Source organism: Paraburkholderia franconis (assembly GCF_009362735.1).
Lineage (GTDB): Bacteria > Pseudomonadota > Gammaproteobacteria > Burkholderiales > Burkholderiaceae > Paraburkholderia > Paraburkholderia franconis.
Genome location: NZ_WHNP01000059.1, coordinates 1 through 24,831, shown reverse-complemented (window position 1 = coordinate 24,831; position 24,831 = coordinate 1). Strand labels below are relative to the sequence as shown.

At 63.5% G+C, this 24,831-nt stretch carries 24 protein-coding genes; 8 read left to right on the top strand and 16 right to left on the bottom strand.

What is annotated here, in order from left to right; all coding sequences use genetic code 11:
- Positions 1–77 precede the first annotated feature (77 nt).
- Complete coding sequence (gene ychF / locus GCT13_RS36465; protein WP_152766683.1) at positions 78–1,172, bottom strand: redox-regulated ATPase YchF; 1,095 nt, start codon at positions 1,170–1,172, stop codon at positions 78–80.
- A 432-nt stretch (positions 1,173–1,604) separates the two neighbouring features.
- Between ychF and GCT13_RS36460 the strand changes: the two genes are divergently transcribed.
- The 4 genes from GCT13_RS36460 to GCT13_RS36445 all read left to right on the top strand — a co-directional run bounded on the left by GCT13_RS36460 (position 1,605) and on the right by GCT13_RS36445 (position 6,430).
- Positions 1,605–2,777, top strand: a complete 1,173-nt coding sequence (locus GCT13_RS36460) for a UbiH/UbiF family hydroxylase (protein WP_152766681.1) — start codon at positions 1,605–1,607, stop codon at positions 2,775–2,777.
- 195 nt (positions 2,778–2,972) lie between these two features.
- Entirely contained in the window at positions 2,973–3,698 is a 726-nt protein-coding gene (locus GCT13_RS36455) for a DsbC family protein (RefSeq protein ID WP_152766679.1), read from the top strand.
- Positions 3,699–3,877: 179 nt separating this feature from the next.
- The gene (locus tag GCT13_RS36450) at positions 3,878–5,668 is read left to right on the top strand and encodes a M61 family metallopeptidase (protein ID WP_152766677.1); all 1,791 of its coding nucleotides are present in this window, start codon (positions 3,878–3,880) and stop codon (positions 5,666–5,668) included.
- A gap of 165 nt (positions 5,669–5,833) precedes the next feature.
- A complete protein-coding gene (locus GCT13_RS36445) occupies positions 5,834–6,430 on the top strand; it encodes an FMN-dependent NADH-azoreductase (protein WP_152766675.1) in 597 nt (198 codons plus the stop codon).
- A gap of 183 nt (positions 6,431–6,613) precedes the next feature.
- On the opposite strand, the gene GCT13_RS36440 is transcribed toward GCT13_RS36445, so the two are convergent.
- From GCT13_RS36440 to rpe, 9 genes are all read right to left on the bottom strand, one after another.
- Positions 6,614–8,218 carry a GMC oxidoreductase gene (locus GCT13_RS36440; protein ID WP_152766672.1) on the bottom strand — a complete coding sequence of 535 codons (1,605 nt, stop codon included), beginning with the start codon at positions 8,216–8,218 and terminating at the stop codon, positions 6,614–6,616.
- Between the two features lie 168 nt (positions 8,219–8,386).
- Entirely contained in the window at positions 8,387–9,196 is an 810-nt protein-coding gene (locus GCT13_RS36435; RefSeq protein ID WP_152766671.1) for a uracil-DNA glycosylase, read from the bottom strand.
- A gap of 86 nt (positions 9,197–9,282) precedes the next feature.
- Positions 9,283–9,921: a CYTH domain-containing protein gene (locus tag GCT13_RS36430; protein WP_152766669.1), complete on the bottom strand. Its 639-nt coding sequence runs from the start codon at positions 9,919–9,921 to the stop codon at positions 9,283–9,285.
- 28 nt (positions 9,922–9,949) lie between these two features.
- Complete coding sequence (trpC, locus tag GCT13_RS36425; RefSeq protein WP_152766667.1) at positions 9,950–10,735, bottom strand: indole-3-glycerol phosphate synthase TrpC; 786 nt, start codon at positions 10,733–10,735, stop codon at positions 9,950–9,952.
- Positions 10,736–10,786: 51 nt separating this feature from the next.
- Entirely contained in the window at positions 10,787–11,815 is a 1,029-nt protein-coding gene (trpD, locus tag GCT13_RS36420; protein WP_152766665.1) for an anthranilate phosphoribosyltransferase, read from the bottom strand.
- A gap of 26 nt (positions 11,816–11,841) precedes the next feature.
- Positions 11,842–12,429 (bottom strand): aminodeoxychorismate/anthranilate synthase component II, encoded by a 588-nt coding sequence (locus GCT13_RS36415; RefSeq protein WP_152766664.1) that lies wholly within the window; start codon positions 12,427–12,429, stop codon positions 11,842–11,844.
- A 12-nt stretch (positions 12,430–12,441) separates the two neighbouring features.
- Positions 12,442–13,935, bottom strand: coding sequence for an anthranilate synthase component I (trpE, locus tag GCT13_RS36410; RefSeq protein WP_152766662.1), 1,494 nt, complete (start codon positions 13,933–13,935; stop codon positions 12,442–12,444).
- 387 nt (positions 13,936–14,322) lie between these two features.
- On the bottom strand, positions 14,323–15,063 hold the full coding sequence (locus tag GCT13_RS36405; protein WP_152766660.1) for a phosphoglycolate phosphatase: 741 nt from the start codon (positions 15,061–15,063) through the stop codon (positions 14,323–14,325).
- A 1-nt stretch (position 15,064) separates the two neighbouring features.
- Positions 15,065–15,748, bottom strand: coding sequence for a ribulose-phosphate 3-epimerase (rpe, locus tag GCT13_RS36400; RefSeq protein WP_087732413.1), 684 nt, complete (start codon positions 15,746–15,748; stop codon positions 15,065–15,067).
- A gap of 299 nt (positions 15,749–16,047) precedes the next feature.
- Between rpe and apaG the strand changes: the two genes are divergently transcribed.
- The gene (gene apaG / locus GCT13_RS36395; protein WP_087732412.1) at positions 16,048–16,422 is read left to right on the top strand and encodes a Co2+/Mg2+ efflux protein ApaG; all 375 of its coding nucleotides are present in this window, start codon (positions 16,048–16,050) and stop codon (positions 16,420–16,422) included.
- A gap of 24 nt (positions 16,423–16,446) precedes the next feature.
- Here the strand turns inward: apaG and GCT13_RS48705 are convergent, their stop codons facing one another.
- Entirely contained in the window at positions 16,447–16,617 is a 171-nt protein-coding gene (locus GCT13_RS48705; protein ID WP_193727847.1) for a hypothetical protein, read from the bottom strand.
- Here GCT13_RS48705 and mltA point away from each other — a divergent pair.
- Positions 16,538–17,770: a murein transglycosylase A gene (gene mltA / locus GCT13_RS36390; RefSeq protein ID WP_152766658.1), complete on the top strand. Its 1,233-nt coding sequence runs from the start codon at positions 16,538–16,540 to the stop codon at positions 17,768–17,770. The two genes, GCT13_RS48705 and mltA, sit on opposite strands and share 80 nt — an antisense overlap.
- Before the next feature lie 129 nt (positions 17,771–17,899).
- On the opposite strand, the gene paaK is transcribed toward mltA, so the two are convergent.
- The 5 genes from paaK to paaN all read right to left on the bottom strand — a co-directional run bounded on the left by paaK (position 17,900) and on the right by paaN (position 23,612).
- Positions 17,900–19,204, bottom strand: coding sequence for a phenylacetate--CoA ligase PaaK (gene paaK / locus GCT13_RS36385; protein ID WP_152766656.1), 1,305 nt, complete (start codon positions 19,202–19,204; stop codon positions 17,900–17,902).
- A 77-nt stretch (positions 19,205–19,281) separates the two neighbouring features.
- A complete protein-coding gene (paaI, locus tag GCT13_RS36380; protein WP_193727846.1) occupies positions 19,282–19,743 on the bottom strand; it encodes a hydroxyphenylacetyl-CoA thioesterase PaaI in 462 nt (153 codons plus the stop codon).
- 1 nt (position 19,744) lies between these two features.
- The gene (gene paaG, locus GCT13_RS36375) at positions 19,745–20,536 is read right to left on the bottom strand and encodes a 2-(1,2-epoxy-1,2-dihydrophenyl)acetyl-CoA isomerase PaaG (protein WP_152766654.1); all 792 of its coding nucleotides are present in this window, start codon (positions 20,534–20,536) and stop codon (positions 19,745–19,747) included.
- A gap of 43 nt (positions 20,537–20,579) precedes the next feature.
- Complete coding sequence (gene pcaF, locus GCT13_RS36370) at positions 20,580–21,782, bottom strand: 3-oxoadipyl-CoA thiolase (RefSeq protein WP_152766652.1); 1,203 nt, start codon at positions 21,780–21,782, stop codon at positions 20,580–20,582.
- 138 nt (positions 21,783–21,920) lie between these two features.
- Positions 21,921–23,612: a phenylacetic acid degradation protein PaaN gene (paaN, locus tag GCT13_RS36365; protein WP_152766650.1), complete on the bottom strand. Its 1,692-nt coding sequence runs from the start codon at positions 23,610–23,612 to the stop codon at positions 21,921–21,923.
- 136 nt (positions 23,613–23,748) lie between these two features.
- On the opposite strand from paaN, the gene GCT13_RS36360 reads away from it, so the two are divergent.
- Positions 23,749–24,525, top strand: coding sequence for an enoyl-CoA hydratase (locus GCT13_RS36360; protein WP_152766647.1), 777 nt, complete (start codon positions 23,749–23,751; stop codon positions 24,523–24,525).
- Between the two features lie 113 nt (positions 24,526–24,638).
- Positions 24,639–24,791, top strand: a complete 153-nt coding sequence (locus GCT13_RS48700) for a hypothetical protein (RefSeq protein ID WP_193727793.1) — start codon at positions 24,639–24,641, stop codon at positions 24,789–24,791.
- The last annotated feature ends 40 nt before the right edge of the window (positions 24,792–24,831 follow it).

Sequence of the window (24,831 nt, the reverse complement as noted above, 5' to 3'; positions counted from 1 at the left end):
AAGCCGCGTCGATGCGCGGCTTTTCTCTGCGTCTGGCATCTTGCGTCATGCGGCGAGATGCGTTTGACAATTCGTCGTCAGACGTTGAACAAAAAATTCATCACGTCGCCATCATGCACGATGTACTCCTTCCCCTCGGCGCGCATCTTGCCCGCTTCCTTCGCGCCTTGCTCGCCCTTGTACGTGATGAAGTCGTCGAAGCCGATAGTCTGCGCGCGGATGAAGCCGCGCTCGAAGTCCGTATGAATCGCGCCTGCGGCTTGCGGCGCCGTGTCGCCGACATGGATCGTCCACGCGCGCACTTCCTTCACGCCCGCCGTGAAGTACGTCTGCAGGCCGAGCAGCCTGTAGCCCGCGCGGATCACGCGGTTCAGGCCCGGCTCGTGCATGCCCATGTCGGCGAGGAACACCTCTTTGTCTTCATCGGCGAGATCGGCGATTTCTGCTTCGATTGCCGCACACACCGCGACGACAGGTGCGTTTTCCGTTTCAGCGTACTTGCGCACGGCATCCAGATGCGGATTGTTCTCGAAGCCGTCTTCCTTCACGTTCGCCACGTACATGGCCGGCTTGGCCGTGATCAGACAGAACGGCTTGATCAGCAGACGCTCTTCGTCCGTCAGGTCGAGCCCGCGAACCGGCTTTGCCTGGTCCAGTTGTGCGCGAACCTTTTCCAGCACGGCGGCGAGCTTCACCGCTTCCTTGTCGTTGCCCGACTTCGCGGCCTTCGCGTAGCGCGTGAGCGCCTTTTCGACCGTCGCCAGATCGGCGAGCGCGAGCTCGGTGTTGATCACTTCGATATCCGACACCGGATCGATCTTGCCCGCGACGTGAATCACGTTTTCGTCTTCGAAGCAGCGTACGACATGCGTGATCGCGTCGGTTTCGCGGATGTTCGCGAGGAACTGGTTGCCGAGGCCTTCACCTTTGCTCGCGCCGGCGACGAGGCCCGCAATATCGACGAATTCCACGACGGCGGGCAGGATGCGTTCCGGCTTGACGATTTCCGCGAGCGCCTTCAGACGCGCGTCCGGCACTTCGACCACGCCGACGTTCGGCTCGATCGTGCAAAACGGATAGTTTTCGGCGGCGATGCCCGCCTTGGTCAGCGCGTTGAACAGGGTGGACTTGCCGACGTTAGGCAGGCCGACGATGCCGCATTGGAGGCTCATGAGGTTCTCTACAAATCAGGTGGTGACGGGCTTCGGCGAACGGGGCGGACTTGCCGCGTGGGCTACGCGTGACGCGGCGCACTGCCGGCCGGGCCCGCAGGTCCGCTCGCGCCGGATGGCGCGGCACGGGCGGACTCGTCCGTACTTGTCGTATGGCACCGGCCGCGCGACCGCGAGGCAAAAGCGCGCCGGCGTGCAGGACAACCGAAAACCGCAATTGTAACCCTGTCGGGCGGCGCGTTTGCGGCGGCGGAGGAACGGCGGCGTCCGCCGCACGACGCCGCGCCATGCGAGCGCCGGAGCGCGCATTCCGACCAGTCGATCCCGCCTGCCTCCGACGTGCATCAACCATCGGCCCAACAACGCGCAAACCCGGCCGTACCGCTGTCCCGCCGGTCCGTCCCCGACACCCCTCGCAGCTATAATGCCCGGATGAACGCTCACCACTCATCCTTCGACGTGGCCGTGATCGGCGGAGGGCTCGTCGGCAAGACGGCGGCGCTCGCGCTCACGCAATGCGGGCTGCGCGTCGCGCTGCTCGCGCAGCATTGCCAGCCGCTGCCCGGCGACGCCGTGTTCGACTCGCGCATCTACGCGCTGTCCGCGAGTTCGCAGGCGCTGCTCGAGCGTTTGCGCGTGTGGCAGGCGCTCGACGCATCGCGGCTCTCGCCCGTCTACGACATGCGCGTCTACGGCGACGCGCACGCCGAATTGCATTTCTCGGCGTTTCAGGCCTCGGTGCCGCAGCTTGCGTGGATCGCTGAATCGTCGCTGATCGAACACGCGCTCGACGCCGCGCTGCGCTTTCAGCCCAATCTCACGTGGCTCGACACGCGCGCGCAAGGGCTCGACGTGAAAACGGGCGGCGCGACGATCGGCCTCGCGAACGGCAACGTGCTCGAAGCGGATCTCGTGGTCGGCGCGGATGGCGCACATTCGTGGGTACGCGCGCAGATCGGCTCGAAGACGAACCGGCGCGACTACAGGCAGACGGGCGTCGTCGCGAACTTCAAGGCCGAGCGGCCGCACGGCGAGACCGCGTATCAGTGGTTTCGCGACGGTGAGATCATCGCGCTGCTGCCGCTGCCCGACGGCCACGTGTCGCTCGTCTGGTCGGCGCTGACCGATCATGCGAGCACGCTCGTCAGGCTCGATCCGGCGCAGCTTGCGGCGGAAGTCGAACGTGCGACGATGGGCGCGCTAGGCAAGCTCGAATGCGTGACGCCTGCCCAAGGGTTTCCGCTCGCGCTGCAAACGGTCGACCGGCTGGTTGCGCCGCGCGTGGCGCTCGTCGGCGATGCTGCGCATCTGATCCATCCGCTCGCCGGTCAGGGGATGAACCTGGGCTTGCGCGACGTGGCGTCGCTGGTAGACGTGATCGCGAAGAAAGAGGCGTTCCGCGATCTCGGCGACACGGTGCTGCTGCGCCGCTATGAACGCTCGCGCAGCGAGGACATCCGCGCGCTGACCATCGCCACCGATGGCCTCCAGCGGCTGTTCTCGCTACCGGGCAATATCGCGCGCGCGGTCCGCAATACGGGGATGGCGTTCGTCGGCGGGCAGCCGCTGGTCAAACGCTGGCTGGTGTCGGCTGCGCTGGGCTGAAACGCCGGGCACGGACGTTGCGCCCTCAATCGGCAGGGCGCATGTGACAGGACAGGCCGCGAGGCATACCATCCGTAACGCAGTTCCCGATGCGTCGGAAGCGCGATCGGGAACACGGGCGGAACATAAACACGGGCGCCGCAGGCGGCAGAAGGCCGCAAACATCGGCGCCAAAATCGAATCAGGAGTAGCAGCATGAAGCAACGTATCCGCATCGCCGCGCTGGCGCTGGCCGTCGTGACGGCCGCGCTCGGCTGTTCCGCGCAGGCCGACCAGACCACCGACAAGCTCAAGGCAACGCTGCAATCGCGCCTCGGCGAAGCGTCGATCAAGAGCGTGACGAAGTCGCCGATGGCGGGTCTGTACGAAGTGAACCTCGGCTCGCAGATCATCTACAGCGACGCGGCGGGCGACTATCTGCTGCTTGGCGAGATGGTCGACGCGAAGACGCGCAAGAACCTGACGGAGGCGCGTCTAGCGGAGATCAACCGCATCGACTTCGCGAACCTGCCGTTCGCCGACGCCGTGAAGGTGGTGAAGGGCAACGGCAGCCGCAAGATCGCCGTGTTCTCCGATCCGAACTGCCCGTACTGCAAGCAGCTCGAATCGACGCTTAAGTCGATGGATAACATCACCGTGTACACGTTCCTGTACCCGGTTCTGTCGCCGGACTCGACGGTGAAGTCGAAGTCGATCTGGTGTTCCTCCGACCGCGCGAAGGCCTGGGAAGCGTGGATGCAGGAGCGCCGCGCGCCGACCGCGCCGGGCACTTGCGATACGGCTGCCATCGACAAGAACCTGAAGCTCGGCCAATCGATGAACGTGAGCGGCACGCCGACCATCTTCCTCGCCGACGGCCGCCGCCTGCCGGGCGCCGTGCCCGCGGAAGAACTGGACAAGGCGTTGTCGTCGGTGCGCTGAACGAGGCGCATCGTCAGTCCGAAGCTATCTGAGCGAGGAGGCACGCGGCGCCTCCAGCCCCATGCAAAGCGGTCAATTGAAGCTGGTGCTCTAGCGCCTGACTCCAATTCCATGCAGCACGGTTGCTGCCCGTTTGAAGCCTTCCGAATTCCTTCCCGAGTTTTCACACACGAGCGCCGATGAAGCCGATCCGCTACACCATCGTTCCGAAGCAACCCGCCGCCCATATTTTCGAAGTCACCGTTACCGTCGCCGAACCCGATCCGTCGGGCCAGCGCTTCATGCTGCCCGTCTGGATTCCGGGCAGCTACATGGTCCGCGAGTTCGCGCGCAACATCGTCACGCTGCGCGCGTTCAACGATGCCGGCCGCAAGGTGCGCATCGAAAAGACCGACAAGCACATGTGGCAGGCCGCGCCCGTGAAGGGCGCGCTGACGCTGCGCTACGAGGTGTACGCGTGGGACATGTCGGTGCGGGCGGCGCATCTGGACGACACGACGGGCTTCTTCAACGGCACGAGCGTGTTTCTGTCGCCGCTCGGTTTCGAGGACGCGCGGTGCGTCGTCGATATCCAGAAGCCGGCGGGCTCGCAGTTCCGCAACTGGCGGGTCGCGACGGCGCTGACGGAAGCGCGCGGCACCAAGCGCTACGCGTTCGGCGAGTACACCGCGCAGAACTACGACGAGCTGATCGATCATCCCGTCACGCTTGGCGAGTTTGCGCTCGCAACCTTCAAGGCGCACGGCGTGCCGCATGACATCGTGATCGCGGGGCGCGTCGTTGGGCTGGATATGGTGCGGCTGTCGGCGGATCTGAAGCGTGTGTGCGAAGCACAGATTGCGCTCTTCGAGCCGCGCTCGAAAAAAGCGCCGATGGACCGCTATGTGTTCATGACTCAGGCCGTCAGCGACGGCTACGGCGGGCTCGAACATCGTGCATCGACGGCGCTGATCTGCAACCGTTCGGATTTGCCCGTCGTCGGCCGCGACGAGATGACGGATGGCTATCGCACGTATCTGGGCCTGTGCAGTCACGAGTACTTCCACACGTGGAACGTGAAGCGCATCAAGCCCGCGCCGTTCGCGCCGTACGACCTGACGCAGGAAAACTACACGTCGCTGCTGTGGCTCTTCGAGGGCTTCACGTCGTACTACGACGATCTGATGCTGGTGCGCAGCGGTCTGATCAAGGAAGCCGATTACTTCACGCTGCTCGGCAAGACGATCGGCGGCGTGCTGCGCGGCAGCGGGCGTCTGAAACAGACGGTCGCCGAAAGCTCGTTCGACGCATGGGTCAAGTACTATCGCCAGGATGAGAACGCCGCGAACGCGATCGTCAGCTACTACACGAAGGGCTCGCTGGTCGCGCTCGCTTTCGATCTGACGATTCGCGCGCAAACGCAGAACCGCAAGTCGCTCGATGACGTGATGCGCCTCTTGTGGCAGCGCTACGGGCGCGACTTCTATCGCGGCAAGGCAAACGGCATCGAAGAATCGGAGGTCGAGGCGCTGTTTGCCGAAGCGACGGGCGCCGATCTGTCCGAGCTTTTCGCCGAAGGCGTGCGCGGCACGCGCGATCTGCCGCTCGAAGCGCTGCTCGAACCGTTCGGCGTCACGCTCGAGGCGGACGTCGACGCGAAGGCGAAGCCGTCGCTCGGCGCGCGCGTGCGCAACGGCGCGGACTGCTCGCTCGCAGCCGTCTACGACGGCGGCGCGGCGCAGAAGGCGGGCCTTTCGGCAGGCGACGTGCTGATCGCGATCGACGGACTGCGCGTAACGGGCTCGAATCTCGACGCGCTGCTGTCGCGCTATGTGCCCGGCACCAAAGTCGAAGTGCACGCGTTCCGGCGCGACGAGCTGCGCGTCTCGCAGGTCAAGCTCGACGGGCCCGACGTGTCGCGCTACAAGCTCACGCCGAACGACAAGCGCGCGTCGGCGAGCTCGGCGCGCAAGCGCTGGCTGGGGAAATAACGGCGCGTTACGGCTCGCCGGCGCCCGCCGCCGGCTCGCTACCGGCAAGCGGATTGTTCTATCGCTGCAACAATCCGTCGCCGCTGCGGTACTTTTTCTGCGGCGGGTAAAAAAACACAATGGCTCCACTCGCGCAACACAGCGCGCCCCTCACTGGAGTCACAGATGACCACGATCCTGCAAATCAACTCGTCGGCTCGCTCGCAAGGCGCTCAGTCGACGCTCCTCGCCAACGAACTGACGGCAAAGCTGCAACAATCGAACCCGGGTGCGCGAGTCGTCGTCCGCAACCTGCACGAAGGCGCGCTGCCGCATCTCGACGACGCGATCCTCGGCGCATTCTTCACTCCCGCCGAGCAGCGCACGGCTGAACAGCAAGCGATTTCTTCGCGCAGCGAAGCGCTGATCGCCGAACTGCAAGCCGCCGACATCGTCGTGATCGGCGCGCCGCTGTACAACTTCGGCATCTCGTCGCAACTGAAGACGTACTTCGACTTCATCGCACGCGCTGGTATCACGTTCAAGTACGGCGCGAACGGTCCGGAAGGCCTCGTGAACGGCAAGAAGGTGTTCGTGGTGTCGGCTCGCGGCGGCAAGTACGTCGGCACGCCGGGCGACACGCAGACGCCTTACCTGAAGACGTTCCTCGGCTTCCTTGGCATGACCGACGTGAACTTCATTTACGCCGAAGGCCTGAACATGGGCCCGGACGCAGCGACTGCGGCACTGGCGGGCGCACGCGAAGCGATCGCCGCAGCGTAAGCGGCCGACGGGTTCGCACGGCGAGCCGTTCGGCCAGTCTTTCGGCGAGCCTTTCGTCGACGTGATGCGGGTATCGGCTGCATCGCACCGACAAACGAAAAACGCCACGGAACACAATTCCGTGGCGTTTTATTTTTGACGACAGGCGACGGGCCTGCTCCGTGCGATGCGCGAGAACTGGCGTCAGAAATCCTGCTTCAGGATCGCTTCGATATTGCGTTCGGCCAGTGCGGAGATCGTCAGCGAGGGGTTGACCGCGCCCGTCGTTCCTGGAATCATCGCGCCGTCCATCACGTACAGGTGTTTCGGGCCGATCACGCGTCCCCAGGCATCCGTGGCGCGGCCGAGCACGGCGCCGCCGAGCGGATGAGCGGTCCACGAGGCGCTGCAATCCGGCGCGAACGGCCACGCGCCTGGAATCGTTCCAGACGCTGCCGCAATCCTGTTGTTGACGCTGCGCACGGCAGCGATCGCATCGTCGTTGCCGTTCTTCGGCCATAGCAGATTGACGCGGTCGCGCGAGCCGTCGTAGCGGAATGACGCGCGATTCTTCTGATCGAACACCATCCCGAGCGACGCGTTCATGCCGAGGTTCACGCTGAGGCTCGGGACGTACCAGTTTTCCAGCGTGGTCGGCATGCCGGAGGCGTCGGTGATGCGCGACGCACTGGGCGACCCTTGCGTGAGCCCTTTCAATGCGCCGAACGTCCGCACGGCAGAGACATCGCCATTGGTGCCCCAGCCTTCGCCGACGTGCTCGTTCAGGTTCGGAATGTGGTTGAGCGCGCGCGCTCGCACGAGAATTTCCGACGTGCCGATCGACCCGGCCGCGAGGAACAGCTTGTCGCACGTGACGGAATAACGGTCCAGTTGCTTGCCGTCCGGACTGCGCTTGATGACGTCGACCGAATAGCGGGTGCCATCGAAGTAGACATTCTTGACCTCGTGCGCGGGATAGACGGTGGCCTTGCCTGTTTGCTCGGCAAGCTTCAGATAATTCTGTGTCAGATCGAATTTTGCGCCGTCGCTGTTGCCAAGGTTGCTCTCACCCAGAGTCGCCGACGGTCGATAACCGCCCTTCAGTTCGCCGCGCACCACGTCCCAGTTGAAGATCGAATCGTTGCCGACTGGCGTGTAGCCTGCCTTGCGCGTGTGCGTGTCCCAGATGCGCGAATGGCCGAACGGCGCGGATTGATAGACGTCGTTGGGCATCGGGCTCAGACGCAGCATCTGGCGCACGCGCGGATAGTAGACGCGGTCGAGTTCGTCGTAATTGACGAGACCGTTGAAGATCGCGTCGAAGTAGCGCCGCTCCGGCTGGATCATCACGCCCGTGAACACGACCGAGCCGCCGCCGACGCACGCCCCGCGCCACACGGAAATGTTGTCGTAATCGACGCAATCGAACACGCCGCCGAAGCTGTCCATGAACGACGTCAGTCCCGTCAACTGCTTGAAGCTGGTGCGATACCAGTAGCCTCGGCCATCGGGGAACATGTCCGTCGAGAAGGTCTGCCGCCTTGCCGAAATTGGCCAGCGGAAGCCGCGCTCGAGCACGGTCGTCTGAATGCCAGCCTGGGCGAGACGCAGGGCCGTAATTGCACCACCGAATCCGGAGCCGATCACGAGCGCCGGCGTGTACGCAGGCGGCCGGGGCACATTCTGAAAAATTTCCGGCACGGCCTGCCTGTATTGCGCGACCGTTCCCCAAATCGCGTGACTCGTTGAGGGTGCGAGCGCGAAGGGCACCGAGGCGCCCGCTATCTTGATGAAATCCCGTCTGTCCATGTTTCTCCCTTTTTGATTTGGATTGCTAACTAAGTTGCGCAAGAAGCGAGCTTGCGCGCTGGCTGTAATCAGCAGCAAGGGAGTGTAGAAGCGGGCGCCGCAGGCAAGATCGCCCGCGGCAAAAAATCTCAATCTACCGACAGCAGATGCATCCTCTTCCGTCGGACACTATGCGAAAACTTCGCCGTTTTCCGGCAAACGCCAGTCGATAGGCGCGCGGCCGTGCGCTTCGAGAAACTCGTTGGCGAGCGCGAAATGCCGGCAGCCGAGGAACCCCCGGTGCGCGGACAGCGGCGACGGGTGCGGCGCTTCGAGCACGCAATGCGACTTGCCATCGAGCAGCGCGCGCTTCGCTTGCGCATGCGCGCCCCACAGCATGAAGACGAGGTTGTCGTGGCGCATCGCGAGCTCGTGGATCAGCGTGTCGGTGCATTTTTCCCAGCCGCGCTTCGCGTGGCTCGCAGCGCGATCGCGTTCGACTGTCAGCACCGTGTTGAGCAGCAGCACGCCTTGTTTGGCCCACGCATCGAGACAGCCGTGTTGCGGCGTTTCATAGCCGAGGCTCGCGGCGATTTCCTTGAAGATGTTGCGCAGCGACGGCGGCGGACGCACCGACGGCGGCACCGAAAACGCGAGACCATGCGCCTGCGGCGTGCCGCGGTCTTCGCCGTGATACGGATCCTGGCCGAGGATCACGACTTTTACGTCGTCTGGACTCGTGAGGCGCAGCGCGCGGAATACGTCCGCGGGATAGACGGTCTTTCCGGCCGCACGCTCGCCGTCGACGAAACGGCACAGCGGCGCGTAAGTATCGCTGTCGATGAAAGGCTTCAGGTGCACGCGCCATGCGGGCGGCAACGCGTCGAACTGCGATTCGAGCGTCTGGATGTCGGCGGCGGGAGAGGGCGTGGCGTCGGTGTCGTCCGCGAACAGGGACGGCTGCGTCGGCTGGATGGGGGAACGTTTTGCGGAATTCATGGCGGGCTAGTGTGGCAGCAAACGCCTGAGCGCTCAAGCATCGCTGCGTTCGCGCCTCGCCTTCTTGCGCCCGCTCAGCCGCCGCGTTACTGCGAGCCGCCGCCTTCTCGCAGACGATAACCACGCTGCGCCTTGCTGACGTCATCGGGGCGCAGGCCGTGAATCGCTTGCGCCAGTTCCGCCGACAAGGCATGCAGCGCGCCGGCATCGCCTCGCTTCAGCTCCAGCTCGATCTCGCAGATCGGCGCGCGGCGCGTTTCGCCGTTCACGTCCGCGCGGATTTCGCCCTGGTCGATGGCCGCTTCGATGTCAGCGCCCTCGATCCTCACATGCCACAGCGTCCGCGAGAAATTGGTGCTGAAAAGCGGGATCAGTTCGTTGCGCGCGCTGTGCAGCGCTTCCTTCGACGGCTCGTCGTCGCAGGCATCGAGCAGCGCGTCGATTTCGAGCGCATTGCCTTTGACGGGCATTTCCCATTCGTGCCGGTTGTGCAAACCGTCTTTCGACGTGCCGACCGTCTTGTACGTCTGCAGCCAGCCATCCGGCGTGCGGCGCACGCGCACCGCGCTCCTTGCGCGCGCAAGCGTCAGCGCCGGCGTGTCGAAGTAGCTGTTTTCCAGCGCGATTGTCCGGCCCGCGCGGCCGGCGCGCTGGATGAACCATTGCGTCGCCGCGCCGATCTGATCCGCCGGCAGCGACAGCTTGATTTCCTGTTCCATGCCCATCGCGTGCTTCGCTCCCGAATTTGCCGAATCAGAAGAACATTCGTGCAAGTTCCGCGCCCGGCTCTTCGGCGCGCATGAACGCCTCGCCGACGAGGAACGTGTTCACGTCCATCGCGCGCATGCGCTCGACGTCGACGCGCGACAGGATGCCTGACTCGGTCACGACAATGCGGTCCTTCGGGATCATGTCCAGCAGGCCGAGCGTCGTTTCGATCGACGTTTCGAACGTGCGCAGATTGCGATTGTTCACGCCGATCAGCGGCGTCTTCAACGTGAGCGCTTCGACCAGCTCGTTCTTGTCGTGCACTTCGACGAGCACGGCGAGGCCGAGCGAATGCGCGTACGCTTCGAGGTCCTGCATCTGCGAGGTTTCGAGCGCGGCGACGATCAGCAGGATTGCGTCGGCGCCCATCGCGCGCGCTTCGAGGATCTGATACGGATCGACGATGAAGTCCTTGCGCAGCACGGGCAGCGTGCAGGCGGCGCGCGCCTCTTCCAGATACTGCGCGCTGCCCTGGAAGAACTGCACATCGGTGAGCACGGACAGACACGCCGCGCCATGCTTTGCGTACGAACGCGCGATGTCGGCGGGCACGAAATGCTCGCGCAGCACACCTTTCGACGGGCTCGCTTTCTTGACCTCGGAGATCACGGCTGCGAGGCCGGCGTCATGCTTCGCGCGAATCGCACCGACGAAATCGCGCAGATCGCGCGCCGACGCCTGCAGGCGCAATTCTTCGAGCGGCGCGCTTTGCTGCGCGATGCGCACTTCTTCGCGCTTGACGTCGATGATGCGGTCCAGAATGTCGCTCATATGAATCCCGTTACCTCGTGAAAGCCTGATTGATGCCTGATTAATGCCTGGTCATTGCTTGAATTGCTGCGTGAAGCGGACCAGTTCGTCGACCTTCGCGCGCGCCTTGCCGCTGGCGATGGCTTCGCGGGCCAGTTGAATGCCGTCCGCGATCGATGTCACGACGTTCGCCGCGTACAGCGCGGTGCCCGCGTTCAGCGTGACGATCTCGCGCGCGACGCCCGGCTTGTTGTCGAGCGCTTCGAGCAACAGCTTTTTCGATTCGTTGGCGTTGGCCACTTTCAGCGTCCGGTTCGACACCATCTGCATGCCGAAGTCCTCCGGATGAATCTCGTACTCGCGCACTTCGCCGTCGCGCAGTTCGCCAACCAGCGTCGCTGCGCCCAGCGACACTTCGTCCATGCCGTCCATACCATACACGACCAGCACGTGTTTTGCGCCGAGGCGCTCCATCACGCGAACCTGAATGCCGACGAGATCCGGGTGAAACACGCCTTGCAGCTGGTTAGGCGCGCCGGCGGGGTTCGTCAGCGGACCGAGGATGTTGAAGATGGTCCGCACGCCGAGTTCGCGGCGCACGGGCGCGATGTTCTTCATGGCCGGGTGATGGTTCGGTGCGAACATGAAGCCCATGCCCGTTTCGGCGATCGACGCGGCCACCTGTTCCGGCTGCAGGTCGATATTGACACCGAGCGCTTCGAGCACGTCAGCGCTGCCGGACTTGCTCGATACGCCGCGATTGCCGTGCTTCGCGACCTTCGCGCCCGCCGCCGCCGACACGAACATCGTCGCCGTCGAGATGTTGAACGTGTGCGATCCGTCGCCGCCCGTCCCGACGATGTCGACGAAGTTCGAGTTGTCCTCCACGTCGACGTGACGCGCGAACTCACGCATCACCGTAGCGGCCGCTGTGATTTCGCCGATGGTCTCTTTTTTGACGCGCAGCCCTGTGATGATCGCGGCCGCCACCACGGGCGACATGTCGCCGCGCATGATGAGGCGCATCAGGTGCAGCATTTCGTCGTGGAAAATCTCGCGATGCTCGATCGTGCGTTGCAGCGCTTCTTGTGGCGTGATCATGGTGATGTCTCCTTGTTGTGCGCTGCTTATGCGGTGCGAACGGCAGCCTTCGACTGCTTCACGAAGTTTTCGAGCAGTGCGTGGCCGTGTTCCGACAGGATCGATTCCGGGTGGAACTGCACGCCTTCCACGGGCAGCGTCTTGTGACGCACGCCCATGATTTCGCCGTCGTCGGTCCATGCGGACACTTCGAGGCAATCGGGCAGCGATTCGCGCTCGATCGCGAGCGAGTGATAGCGCGTGACGGTGAAATGCTTCGGCAGGTCGGCGAATACGCCTTTGCAATCGGTTTCGATCTGGCTCACCTTGCCGTGCATGATCGTCTTCGCGCGCACGACGCGACCGCCGAACGCTTCGCCGATCGCCTGATGGCCGAGGCACACGCCCAGAATCGGGTACTTGTCGGAGAATTCGCGCAGCACGTCGAGCGTGATGCCCGCGTGTTGAGGATTGCTCGGTCCCGGCGACAGACAAATGCGCTCGGGGTTGAGCTTCGCGATTTCGTCGAGCGTGATTTCGTCGTTGCGATAGGTCCGCACGTCTTCGCCGAGTTCGCCGAAGTACTGGACCAGGTTATAGGTGAACGAGTCGTAGTTGTCGATCATCAGCAGCATGGTCAGTCTCCGTCAGAAGTCGCTATCGAGGCCGTCTTGCACTTGCTCGGCGGCGCGCAGCACGGCGCGCGCCTTGTTCTCGGTCTCTTGCCATTCGGACTCGGGCACCGAGTCGGCGACGATGCCCGCCGCCGCCTGCACGTACAGATTGCCGTTGGCGATCACGCCCGTGCGGATCGTGATCGCGAGGTCCATCTCGCCCGTGAACGACAGGTAGCCGACTGCGCCGCCGTAGAGGCCGCGTTTCACGGGCTCGAGCTCGTCGATCAGTTCCATTGCGCGCACCTTCGGCGCGCCGGACAGCGTGCCCGCCGGGAACGTCGCGCGCAGCACGTCGAAATTGGTCATGCCCGGCTTCAGCGTTCCCTCGACGGAGCTGACGATGTGCTGCACGTGCGAGTACTTTTCGATCACCATCTTGTCGGTCACGGCCACCGAGCCGATTTGCGCGATGCGGCCCACGTCGTTGCGCGCGAGGTCGATCAGCATCACGTGCTCGGCGATTTCCTTCGGGTCGTTCAGCAGTTCAGTCGCGAGTTCGGCGTCGCGCTCGGGCGTATTGCCGCGCGGACGCGTGCCCGCGAGCGGACGGATCGTGACGATCCGGTCCTCGCCGCGCTTTTCCTGGCGCACGAGAATTTCCGGCGACGCGCCGACCACATGAAACTCGCCGAAGTTGTAGTAATACATATACGGCGATGGATTCAGCGAGCGCAGCGCGCGATAGAGCGACAGCGGATTGTCGCGATACGGCTTCGTCAGACGCTGGCCGACCTGCACCTGCATCAGTTCGCCCGCGGCGATGTACTCCTTTGCCTTGCGCACGGCGGCGAGATAGTCGTCTTTCTTGAACTCGCGGTAGATATCGGTGCGCACGCTCGACGACGTGACAGGCGGCTGCACGGTGGTGCGCAGGCGCTGCTTCAGTTCGCGCAGACGCTGCTTCGCGCGCGTGTACGCTTCGGGCGTCGTCGGATCGGCGTAGATCACGAGATACAGCTTGCCCGCGAGGTTGTCGATGACGGCGACTTCTTCCGTCAGCAGCAACTGGATGTCGGGCAGATTCAGATCGTCGGGCGGGGCCGTGTGCGCAAGCTTTTTCTCGATGTAGCGCACGGCGTCATAACCGAAGTAGCCGGCGAGGCCGCCCGCGAAACGCGGCAGGCCCGGACGCAGCGCCACCTTGAAACGGCTCTGGAACTGCTGGATGAATTCGAGCGGATCGCCTTCGTGCGTCTCGACGACCTTGCCGTCCTTCACCACTTCCGTCACGCCGTTGCGCGTGCGGACGAGCGTGCGCGCCGGCAGGCCGATGAACGAGTAGCGTCCGAAGCGTTCGCCGCCCACCACCGATTCCAGCAGAAACGAGTTCGCGCCGTTGCGCTCGGTTTGCGCGAGCTTCAGGTACAGCGAGAGCGGCGTTTCGAGGTCGGCCAGCGCTTCGGCGATCAGCGGGATGCGATTGAAGCCCTCGTTTGCGAGGGACTGAAATTCGAGTTCGGTCATGTTCCGATCCTGTTCGTGCGTCCGGCCGCGGTGGGCGTCGGACAAAGCGGGGCTGCGTTACCGGTCGAATGTGCTCGTCACAGGTGATAAGACCGGCGCGCGCTTTCCCGACGACGCTTGCACGGCTTCACAGCACGACGATAGTACGCAAGGTACGCGACGGCTAGCTGAAACGCGGTGCAGCGAAGTTAAGCCGGTCGATTGACGATCGCGGCAGTTCGGGAAAAGCGCGTGAGCGCAGCGAAGTAAAAAACGGGTGCCGAAGACGAGCTTCAGCGTACCTCAGGCGAGGTATTAGCGCGACCAGCGACGCCAGGGCCAGGCTCCCCGGTCGATCGTGCTCAGACTCCGTTTTTTATTCAGAAACATGAGGAAGACTTGGTTAAGTCAGGGATTAGATGCTGCCGATTGTACTGCATTGTGCGCTGCGATCGCCTTGGCGGCGCCCAACAGCGACGCAACTATACCATCGGATTTTATGGTTTGAACAGATTCGCCGTGATTGTAGCCGTATGGGACGGTCAGCGTTGCCATGCCGGCCGCGCGGCCCGCGAACGCGTCGTTCTGCGAGTCTCCGATCGCCACGGCTGCTTTCGGCTCGACGCCCAGCGCTTCGCAGGCGGTGAGCATCGGCAGCGGATCGGGCTTTTTCGCCGCAACGCTGTCGCCGCCCAGCACCACGCCGAAGTAGCGCAACAGACCATATCGTTCGAGCAGCTGCGTCGCGAAGCGATGCGGCTTGTTGGTCACGCACGCGAGCTTGAGGCCTGCGTCGCGCAACGCGATCAGGCCCGCTTCGACGTCGGGATAGAGCCGCGTATGCAGACCGTTGATCTTCGCGTACTCCTCCTGATAGATCGCGAGCGCCTCGTCGAAACGCGACTGCGCCAGTTCGGTCTCGAAGCGCGGCGCGAGCACGCTGCGAATCAGATGCTCGGAGCCCTTGCCGACATAGTCGATCACTTCTTCACGCGTGGTTTCTTCCGCGTCGAATTGCGCGAGCATGCCGTTCAGCGATGCCGTGAAGTCGTCGGCCGTATCGACCATCGTGCCGTCGAGATCGACGATGGCCGCTTGCAGCTTGCCGGCCGCGAACGCGGGGGCGGGGTAACGGGACGTCGCGTCCATGTCAGCGCCCGACGGAAGCCAGCGCGCCGCGCATCTGGTCGATCACCGACTTGTAGTCGGGCTTGCCGAAAATCGCCGAGCCCGCGACGAACGTGTCCGCGCCAGCTGCCGCGATTTCCGCGATGTTGTCGACCTTCACGCCGCCGTCCACTTCGAGATGGATCTCGCGGCCGGTCTTTTCCTTATACGCGTCGATGCGCGCGCGTGCTTCGCGCAGCTTGTTGAGCGCCTCGGGAATGAACGATTGTCCACCGAAGCCCGGATTCACCGACATGATCAGCACCAGGTCCAGCTTGTCCATCACGTGATCGATGTAGTTCAGCGGCGTGGCGGGATTGAACACGAGGCCGGCCTTGCAGCCGTGATCGCGGATCAGCGACAGCGTGCGGTCGATGTGATCCGAGCCTTCCGGATGAAAGCTGATCACGTTCGCACCGGCCTTAGCGAAATCGGGCACGATGCGGTCGACGGGGCGCACCATCAGATGCACGTCGATGGGAACCTGCACGTGCGGCCGGATCGCTTCGCACACGAGCGGGCCGATCGTCAGGTTTGGCACGTAGTGGTTGTCCATCACGTCGAAGTGGATCCAGTCGGCGCCGGCAGCGACGACGTTGCGGACTTCTTCCCCGAGCCGCGCGAAATCGGCGGACAGGATGCTGGGAGCGATGCGGAATTGGGTCATGGCTGTGGGGAGGGCGGGAGACGGAAAGCCGTTATTTTAGCGCCGCCACGCGCGCTGCGGCCGTTGGCGAGACGTGGCGGCGGCATCGCTGGCAGCGCTGCTCGACGGCCTGTCGGTGACCTGTCCCCGCCTTGTCCGTTCGGCCGATGCGGTTGCGAGCGTGCGCGGCATGAAGCAGAATGCCAAACCATGTCAGTGCCTCCTCTGCGGCGCGGCGCGATCAGCGCGCTGGCCGCCTGCAGACGGTCTCGCGCGGTCGATAGTCCGCGTTGCTCACCATCGGAATCAGGCGAATCAGCATGAGTCAGTACGAATTTAGCGTCTCTTCCCAAGTCCGATACATCTCCGAAGAGTCGGACCCGGAGCATCGAAAGTACGCGTTCGCCTATACGCTGAGCATTCGCAACACCGGCCAGGTGACGGCGCAATTGATCGCGCGCCACTGGATCATCACGGATAGCGAAAATCGCGTTCAGGAAGTGAAAGGGCTGGGCGTCGTCGGGCATCAGCCGCTGCTGAAGCCCGGCGAGCAGTTCGAATACACGAGCTATGCGGTGATCGCGACGCCCGTCGGCACCATGCGCGGGGAATATTTCTGCGTTGCCGAGGATGGCGAGCGCTGGGAAGCGCCCGTGCCGGAATTCGTTTTGCGCATGCCGCGCACGCTGCATTGAACGGAAAGTGCCGCGCGCGTTCGGTCAGCGACGCGGTTGTTGCTGCGGCGGGACCGGTTTCGTGTCCTGCTTCTGGCGTGCGGCTTTCTTCTTGCCGGACGCCGTCCATACAACGATGAAAATCAGCAGGAAGAGCGCGAGGAGCGACTCCAGCGCGAAGATGAGCATCGGGTATTCGTCGAACAGATCAGACATGGCAGTTTCCATCAAGAACAATCATTGTATGCGCTTTGCCCGCCGGGCCGTCGCTTGGGCGGGAGCACTGTCGGTTGCCGTATTGCTTGCGTCGTGCGGCGGAGGCGGCGCGCTGCGGCCGTCCGTTTCGCCGCCGACTGGCGCCGCGGTCATCCCCGGCCAGATGGCCGCCCAGCGACTGACGGCCGTTGCGTGGCGACAGGTGCCGGGCTGGCAGGACGATTCGCTGATCGGCGCGGCGGCGGCGCTGCGGCAGAACTGCGTACGTCTTGCGAGCCAGCCGACGTGGCGGCGCGCATGCGCGGCGGCGTTGCTGCTGGACGACCTCGACGTGGCCAGCGCGCGCAGTTTCTTTGAAACCTACTTCACGCCGTTTCAGTTCGCCAATACCGACGGGACGCTGGACGGCCTCGTGACAGGCTACTACGAGCCCCTGCTGCGCGGTTCGCGCGTGCGTCATGGCGTCTATCAGACGGCCTTGTACCGTTGGCCTTCGGCGTATCGTCCGGGCGCTCCTCTGCCGGCGCGTGCTCAACTCGAGCGCTCGGGCGCGCTGAACGGCAACGAACTGGTCTGGGTGGATGATCCCATCGAGGCCTTCTTCCTGCAGGTTCAGGGCTCGGGACGCATCGTGATGGAAGACGGCAGCGTGATGCGTGTCGGCTTCGGCGGGACGAACAACCAGCCATACAAGTCGATTGGCCGGTGGCTGCTTGACCAACGCGAACTCACGCCCGCGCAGGCGACCATGCAAGGCATCAAGGGCTGGGCTCGCGCGAACCCGACGCGTGTCGATGCGCTGCTCGATACGAACCCGCGCTTCGTGTTCTTCCGCGAGATGCCGTCGAACGAGCCGATGCCGTCGGGCGGCGCCGATGGTCCGATCGGCGCGTTGGGTGTGCCGCTGACGCCCGAGCGGTCGATTGCCGTCGATCCTTCGTCCATTCCGCTCGGCACGCCGGTGTTTCTGCAGACGACGCGTCCGATGACCAATGCGCCGATGAATCGTCTGGTGTTCGCACAGGATACGGGCACGGCGATCAAGGGCGGCGTGCGCGCGGACTACTTCTGGGGGCTCGGCGATGAAGCCGGCGATCTGGCGGGGAAGATGAAACAGGCAGGACGGATGTGGCTGCTGCTGCCCAATTCGTAAGCTTTGTTCTTCTCTTGAGCTTCGATATTTGCTCTTGAGGTTTTTGCCGATGAATGGCCCGACGGCGGCTCATATGGTTGCCGTCGGGCTTTGCTTATGCGCTCTGCTTCCGCGCGGTAACGTTGACCGTCAAGCGTTCGCTTTGCGCTTGTCCACCACGCGACGCGCCTTGCCCACCGAGCGCTCGATTCCGTTGACACTCAATACGACGACATTCGCAGTGACGCCGATCATTGCCTTGATGTCATACGCGAGCGCCTGTTTCGCAGCGCTTAACGCGGCTGTATCCGGCGCAGTCTCCGGACACGGTTCGACGTTCAGCGTCATCACGTCGAGCGGCCCCTCCTTGGTCAGCACGATCTGATAGTGTGGCGCCAGCGCGCGCTGCTTCAGCAGAAGCTCTTCGATCTGCGTCGGGAACACATTGACGCCGCGGATGATCATCATGTCGTCCGAGCGGCCCGTGATCTTTTCCATTCGACGCATCGTGCGCGCGGTGCCTGGCAGCAGACGCGTCAGATCGCGGGTGCGATAGCGGATGATGGGCAGTGCTTCCTTCGTCAGCGACGTGAACACGAGTTCGCCAAGCTCGCCGTCGGGCAACACTTCGCCCGTCTCTGGATTGATGATCTCCGGATAGAAGTGGTCTTCCCAGATCGTCGGACCGTCTTTGGTCTCGACGCATTCCGACGCCACGCCCGGCCCCATCACTTCGGACAGGCCGTAGATGTCCACTGCGTCGATGCCCATCCGTTCTTCGATCGCAAGGCGCATGTCGTTGGTCCACGGTTCCGCGCCGAAGATGCCGATGCGCAGCGAGCATTCCCTGGGATCGACGCCCTGGCGCTCCATTTCGTCGGCGATCGACAGCATGTAGCTCGGCGTCACCATGATGATGTCAGGGCGGAAATCCTGGATCAGTTGCACCTGCTTCTCGGTTTGCCCGCCACCGAACGGAATCACCGTCAGGCCTGCGCGCTCGGCGCCGTAGTGTGCGCCGAGGCCGCCCGTGAAGAGGCCGTAGCCGTAGCTCACGTGCACCTTGTCGCCGCGCCGCGCGCCTGCCGCGCGAATCGAGCGCGCGACGAGGTTGGCCCAGTTGTCGATGTCGCGCGCGGTATAGCCGACGACGGTCGGCTTGCCCGTCGTGCCCGACGACGCGTGAATTCGCGAGATCTGTTCCTGTGGCACGGCGAAGAGGCCGAACGGATAGTTGTCGCGCAGATCCTTCTTCGTGGTGAACGGGAAACGCGACAGGTCGGAAAGCGACTTCAGCTCTGACGGATGTACGCCTGCTTCATCGAACTTGCGACGATAGACGGGCGAATTTTCATACGCGTGCTTGAGCGACCATTTCAGCCGTTCGAGCTGGAGTGCAGCGAGCTCGTCGCGGCTCGCCTTTTCGATCGGGTCGAGCGGGAGCGGGGTAGTCATCGGGTGTCTCCTTTCTTTCAGAATAGGTTGCCGCGCGAGAGGCGGAGCAGTGATTGATGGCGCGATCAGGCGCCCCGTCAGTTGTCGATGGGAATCACCGTGCCTTTAATCTGCGCGGACTTGCCGCGAAACATCGCAACGGTCTCGTTTGCTCGATTCGTGACACGAATGTCGTAGATGCCGCTGCGGCCGCTCAATGTCTGCTCGACGGCTTCCGCAGTGAGGATGTCGCCGCCTTGCACCGGCCGCAGAAACTCGATCGAGCAGCCCGCGGCGACGGTGCTGATGTTGTACGAGTTGCAGGCGAAGGCGAACGCCGTATCGGCGAGCGTGAACATCAGTCCGCCGTGACAGATCTGATGGCCGTTCAGGAAATCGGGCCGCACGCTCATGCGCATGCGCGCGTAGCCTGCGCGTACCTCGACAATTTCGATGCCGAGCGCATGGCTGCAGGCGTCCTTGGCATACATGGCGTCGGCGGTTGCACGGGCGAGTTCGTCGGGCGTCATCGTGTTGCTCAGGTCGGGTTGCGTGGACATGTCAGCGGCCCTCGAAGCGCGGCGCGCGTTTTTCGATGAACGCACGGACACCTTCCTCATAGTCATGAGATGCACCCAGTTCGCGCTGCATGTCTCGTTCGAGATCGAGTTGCTGATCGAGCGTCTGCGTCGCGCTTGCCCGCATGGCCTGCTTGATCGCGGCAATGGCACGCGTCGGCTGCTGCGCGAGTTGTGCCGCCAGTGTGGCTACTGTGCTTTGCAGGTCGGCATCGTCGACGGCTTGCCAGATGAGACCCCAGTTTTCCGCCTTTTCCGCGCTGAGCTTGTCGCCAGTGATCGCGAGAGCCAACGCACGCGCCATGCCGACGCGTTGCGGCAGGAACCACGTGCCGCCCGAATCGGGCACCAGACCAATTTTCACGAATGCCTGAATGAAGTTCGCCGAGCGCGCGGCCAGCACGAGGTCGCACGCCAACGCGAGATTCGCGCCGGCTCCCGCCGCGGTGCCGTTCACGGCGGCGATCACCGGCAGCGGAAGGGCTTGCAAGCGGCGGATCAACGGATTGAAGTGCTTGTCGATCAGGTCGCCCAAATCGGTCATTGCCCCCGGCGTGAAGTCGAGATCGGCGAGATCCTGGCCGGCGCAGAACCCGCGGCCCGCGCCTGTAAGCACGAGTGCACGGGCACCTGCCGCTTCGACTTCGTCCAGCGCTGCGCGCAGTTCCTGATGCATCGCGCGCGTGAAACTGTTCAGCTTGTCGGGACGGTTCAGCGTCACAGTGGCGACGCGCGTGGCCGCGTCGATATCTACGCGGATCGCTTCATATGGCATCGGTTGTCTCCTGGTCTCCATACGGAATTCAGTGTCGCGCCGTTCAGACGCGCTCGATGGCGAGCGCGATGCCCTGACCGACGCCAATGCACATCGTGCACAGTGCAAAACGCCCGTTGATGCGCTCGAGCTGATACAGCGCCGTCGTGATCAGACGCGCACCCGATGCACCGAGCGGATGGCCAAGCGCAATGGCGCCGCCGTTCGGATTCACACGCGGGTCGTCGTCACGCACGCCGAGTTGGCGCAGAACGGCAAGACCTTGCGATGCGAACGCTTCATTGAGTTCGATGACGTCAAACTGGTCGAGCGTCATGTCGAGCTGCTTCAGGAGCTTTTGCGTAGCGGGCGCGGGGCCGATCCCCATGATGCGCGGCTCGACACCGGCCGTTGCCATGCCGAGTACGCGGGCGCGGCGGCGCAAGCCATATTGGTCCGCGGCGGCCCGATTGGCGAGCAGCAACGCGCACGCGCCGTCGTTGACGCCCGATGCGTTGCCCGCCGTCACCGATCCGTCCGGGCGCACGACGCCCTTCAGCTTGCCGAGCGCTTCGAGCGATGTTTCGCGCGGATGCTCATCTAGTGTCACGCGAACCGGCTCGCCTTTTTTCTGCGGAATCTCGACGGCGACGATTTCCTGCGCGAGCGTACCGTCGCGTTGCGCGCGATCGGCCTTCTGCTGGCTGCGCAGTGCGAACGCGTCCTGATCGGCGCGACTCACGTTGAAGTCGACGGCGACGTTTTCGGCTGTCTCGGGCATCGAGTCGACGCCGTAATCGCGCTTCATCTGGGCATTGACGAAGCGCCAGCCGATAGTCGTGTCATGGATTTCGGATTGCCGCGAAAACGCGGACGTTGCCTTGCTCATCACGAACGGCGCGCGTGTCATGCTTTCCACGCCGCCGGCGATCATCAAGCGCGCTTCGCCGGCCTTGATGGTGCGGGCTGCCGTACCGACTGCGTCCATGCCTGATCCGCACAGACGGTTGATCGTCGCGCCGGGCGCATCCGTGGGCAGCCCTGCGAGCAGCGCCGACATGCGCGCGACGTTGCGGTTGTCTTCGCCCGCCTGATTCGCGCAGCCGTAGATCACATCGTCAAGCGCGCGCCAGTCCACGCCCGGGTTTCGTTGGATCAGCGCCTTGATCGGAACGGCGCCGAGGTCGTCGGCGCGGACGTCTTTCAGGGCGCCGCCATAGCGGCCGAAGGGAGTGCGGATCGCGTCACAGATAAAGGCATCAGTCATATCGGAGTTCCTGCGAAGAGGGGCCGGCACGAAGACCGGCCCGTGGACTGCATGTTAGTGCGACGTTTGGTGCGCGATCAGTCGGCCCGAAGTCATAGGCCAAAACGTCGGTCAAACGTCCTATATCGTTCGGCCGACTTACGCCGGAACAGCCTTCGGTTCAACATGAACCCGGCTTTGAACGACGCGGAAGCGATTCGCCACGAAGGCTGCGTCGGCGAGCGCGGCGTTGGCAGCCGGGTTGGCGCCCGTGCCGTGAAAGTCCGAGAACGCTGCGGACTGGTTGACGAACACGCCGCCCGTCAGGTTGATGGACAGGGCAACGCCGCCGCGAATCGATGCTTCCTCGGCCGCTTCGATCACTTTGTCGTCTGTGCTGTAGACGGAGAGTGTCAGCGCGCCGTGCTCGGTGGCGATACGTCCGGCCAGATCGAGCGACTGGTCCGTCGAGTCCGTCGCGATCACGAAGGAGATCGGGCCGAACCACTCTCGTGTGAACCGGGCTTCGTCTTTCGCGGCATCGAGTTGCAGAACCAGCGGGGTGCGCACGCGGGCACCTGCGAACGCCGGGTGTTCGAGTGACTGGCTGTCCGCGAGAACACGCCCGAGCTTGCGCGCTTCGTCAAGACGTTGGATCACGCTTTCGTTCTGGATCGCGCCGAGCAGTTCGACGGCGCGGGCAGGATCGGAGCAGAGTTTCTGGACAGCGCTGGCAATTGCCTCAGCGACTGCATCGAAAGAGACGGTGCCTTCGGCAGTGCGAATGCCGTCGCGCGGCACGTAGATGTTTTGCGGAGCCGTGCACATCTGTCCGGAGTACAGCGCCAGCGAAAAGGCGATGTTGCGCGCGACCGATTTGAGGTCGTCGGCGGAGTCGATCACGATCTGGTTGACGCCCGCCTTTTCGGTAAACACCTGTGCCTGGTGCGCGTTGCGCTCCAGCCAGGTACCGTTTTGCGTGCTGCCCGTGAAGTCGATCAGCTTGATTTCCGGGCGGCGCGCGAGGTTCTGGACGAGTTCTCCATCGTTGGGATCGGTCGCGAGCAAAGTCACGACGTTCGGATCGAAGCCGGCTTCACGCAGCACGTCGCGGGCGATGCGCACGGTGATCGCAAGCGGAAGGATCGCGCCCGGGTGCGGCTTGACGATGACAGTGTTGCCGGTCGCAAGGTCGGCGAAGAGGCCGGGGTAGCCGTTCCAAGTCGGGAACGTGCAGCATCCGAGCACGAGGGCCGTCCCGCGCGGCACGATGTTGAAACGCTTTTGCATCGCGAGCGGCGGGTTCTTGCCTTGCGGTTTTTCCCAGTGAGCGTCGGTAGGGATGCGGCGCAACTGGTCCCACGCGTACGCGATTGCTTCGAGTGCGCGGTCCTGGGCGTGCGGACCACCCGCCTGGAACGCCATCATGAAAGCCTGGCCGGTCGTGTGCATCACGCTATAGCCGATCTCGAAGCTCAAGCGATTGATACGCGCGAGGATTTCGAGGCTCACGCCGATCCACGCTTTCGGACCGGCTTCGCGCCATTTGCGTTGGGCTTGGGCGGCGGCAGCGATCAGTGCATCCGGCTCTGACTTCGGATAGCGGATGCCAAGCGGGAAACCGAACGGCGATTGCTCTGCGCCTACTGTCTCACCCGTGCTCGGCTGGTCGAGTTCGAACGTCTTGTTCAGATGGGCCTTGAATGCCGTTTCGCCGTCCGCGTTCGCGGTTTCCCCGTACACTTTGGGACTCGGCATTTCCGGGAACGGACTCCAGTAGCCGCGGGTCTCGATGGCGGTAAGAGCTTTCTGCAGCGTGTCTTCGTGCTTCGTAAATAGCGGATGGGTCATGGCGGGCGAGGTGCTCATTGAACGTTAGAGGAAATCTTGTCGATTCATTGACCGACCGGTTGGTTGGTGAATGTTAGCATTATTAGGATGCAGCGCGAGCCCCTCGCGCCTGCAGGTAAACACTTAGGAGGAGTGCATGGCTTTCGAGAACATTCTGGTTGAGACACGTGGCCGCGTAGGTCTTATTACGTTGAACCGTCCGAAGGCGCTCAACGCGCTCAACGACGCTCTGATGGACGAACTCGGTGAGGCCCTGCGCACGTTCGACTCGGATGAAGGCATTGGCGCCATCGTCATCGCCGGGAGTGAGAAGGCGTTTGCGGCGGGCGCGGATATCGGAATGATGGCGACCTATTCCTATATGGACGTCTACAAGGGCGACTACATCACTCGAAATTGGGAAGCTGTCCGATCGGTTCGGAAGCCAATCATCGCAGCAGTGGCCGGTTTTGCTTTGGGTGGTGGCTGTGAACTCGCGATGATGTGCGACATCATCTTTGCAGCCGACACGGCAAAGTTCGGTCAGCCGGAAATCAGGCTCGGGATCATGCCGGGTGCGGGCGGCACGCAGCGCCTGCCGCGTGCCGTATCGAAGGCGAAGGCGATGGATATGTGCCTGACGGCCCGGTTTATGGACGCCGCTGAAGCCGAGCGCGCGGGTCTGGTGTCGCGTGTGATTCCCGCCGCGACGTTAATCGATGACGCCATTGCCGCGGCAGCTACGATCGCCGAGTTTCCGATGCCGGCGGTGATGATGGTGAAGGAGTCCGTCAACCGCGCTTACGAAACAACTCTGGCGGAGGGTGTGCATTTCGAGCGCCGGCTATTCCACTCGTTGTTCGCAACCGAGGACCAGAAGGAGGGGATGACTGCGTTCGTCGAAAAGCGCAAACCCGTCTTTAAACATCGTTGATGACAACGGTCGAAAAACCGCTTGCAACTGTGGTGGCAAGCGCCTAGAATTCCGCTCTTTCGCGCGGCGGACACCGCGGCGCGAGGGAAGCGGGAAAGGCGGGAGAGCCGGTAGTGATGTGGTTTTCCGGCGGGGTCGGCAGGTTCTTCGGTAGTAAAAAACCTGTTGACGGATGCCGGAAGGTTCTTCATAATCTCGTTTCTCTGCTGCTGATGCAGCAACGCAACGAAGGCAAGGCGCCTCGTGCGATGTTCTTTAAAAACTAACAGCCGACAGATGTGGGTGCTCGATGACGGCGCGCGGTGG

Excerpts from the sequence above, each read along its gene's own strand:
- ychF (WP_152766683.1), bottom strand. The coding sequence starts at position 1,172 with ATGAGCCTCCAATGCGGCATCGTCGGCCTGCCTAACGTCGGCAAGTCC.
- GCT13_RS36460 (WP_152766681.1), top strand. The coding sequence starts at position 1,605 with ATGAACGCTCACCACTCATCCTTCGACGTGGCCGTGATCGGCGGAGGG.
- GCT13_RS36455 (WP_152766679.1), top strand. The coding sequence starts at position 2,973 with ATGAAGCAACGTATCCGCATCGCCGCGCTGGCGCTGGCCGTCGTGACG.
- GCT13_RS36450 (WP_152766677.1), top strand. The coding sequence starts at position 3,878 with ATGAAGCCGATCCGCTACACCATCGTTCCGAAGCAACCCGCCGCCCAT.
- GCT13_RS36445 (WP_152766675.1), top strand. The coding sequence starts at position 5,834 with ATGACCACGATCCTGCAAATCAACTCGTCGGCTCGCTCGCAAGGCGCT.
- GCT13_RS36440 (WP_152766672.1), bottom strand. The coding sequence starts at position 8,218 with ATGGACAGACGGGATTTCATCAAGATAGCGGGCGCCTCGGTGCCCTTC.
- GCT13_RS36435 (WP_152766671.1), bottom strand. The coding sequence starts at position 9,196 with ATGAATTCCGCAAAACGTTCCCCCATCCAGCCGACGCAGCCGTCCCTG.
- GCT13_RS36430 (WP_152766669.1), bottom strand. The coding sequence starts at position 9,921 with ATGGGCATGGAACAGGAAATCAAGCTGTCGCTGCCGGCGGATCAGATC.
- trpC (WP_152766667.1), bottom strand. The coding sequence starts at position 10,735 with ATGAGCGACATTCTGGACCGCATCATCGACGTCAAGCGCGAAGAAGTG.
- trpD (WP_152766665.1), bottom strand. The coding sequence starts at position 11,815 with ATGATCACGCCACAAGAAGCGCTGCAACGCACGATCGAGCATCGCGAG.
- GCT13_RS36415 (WP_152766664.1), bottom strand. The coding sequence starts at position 12,429 with ATGCTGCTGATGATCGACAACTACGACTCGTTCACCTATAACCTGGTC.
- trpE (WP_152766662.1), bottom strand. The coding sequence starts at position 13,935 with ATGACCGAACTCGAATTTCAGTCCCTCGCAAACGAGGGCTTCAATCGC.
- GCT13_RS36405 (WP_152766660.1), bottom strand. The coding sequence starts at position 15,063 with ATGGACGCGACGTCCCGTTACCCCGCCCCCGCGTTCGCGGCCGGCAAG.
- rpe (WP_087732413.1), bottom strand. The coding sequence starts at position 15,748 with ATGACCCAATTCCGCATCGCTCCCAGCATCCTGTCCGCCGATTTCGCG.
- apaG (WP_087732412.1), top strand. The coding sequence starts at position 16,048 with ATGAGTCAGTACGAATTTAGCGTCTCTTCCCAAGTCCGATACATCTCC.
- mltA (WP_152766658.1), top strand. The coding sequence starts at position 16,538 with ATGAAAATCAGCAGGAAGAGCGCGAGGAGCGACTCCAGCGCGAAGATG.
- GCT13_RS48705 (WP_193727847.1), bottom strand. The coding sequence starts at position 16,617 with ATGTCTGATCTGTTCGACGAATACCCGATGCTCATCTTCGCGCTGGAG.
- paaK (WP_152766656.1), bottom strand. The coding sequence starts at position 19,204 with ATGACTACCCCGCTCCCGCTCGACCCGATCGAAAAGGCGAGCCGCGAC.
- paaI (WP_193727846.1), bottom strand. The coding sequence starts at position 19,743 with ATGTCCACGCAACCCGACCTGAGCAACACGATGACGCCCGACGAACTC.
- paaG (WP_152766654.1), bottom strand. The coding sequence starts at position 20,536 with ATGCCATATGAAGCGATCCGCGTAGATATCGACGCGGCCACGCGCGTC.
- pcaF (WP_152766652.1), bottom strand. The coding sequence starts at position 21,782 with ATGACTGATGCCTTTATCTGTGACGCGATCCGCACTCCCTTCGGCCGC.
- paaN (WP_152766650.1), bottom strand. The coding sequence starts at position 23,612 with ATGACCCATCCGCTATTTACGAAGCACGAAGACACGCTGCAGAAAGCT.
- GCT13_RS36360 (WP_152766647.1), top strand. The coding sequence starts at position 23,749 with ATGGCTTTCGAGAACATTCTGGTTGAGACACGTGGCCGCGTAGGTCTT.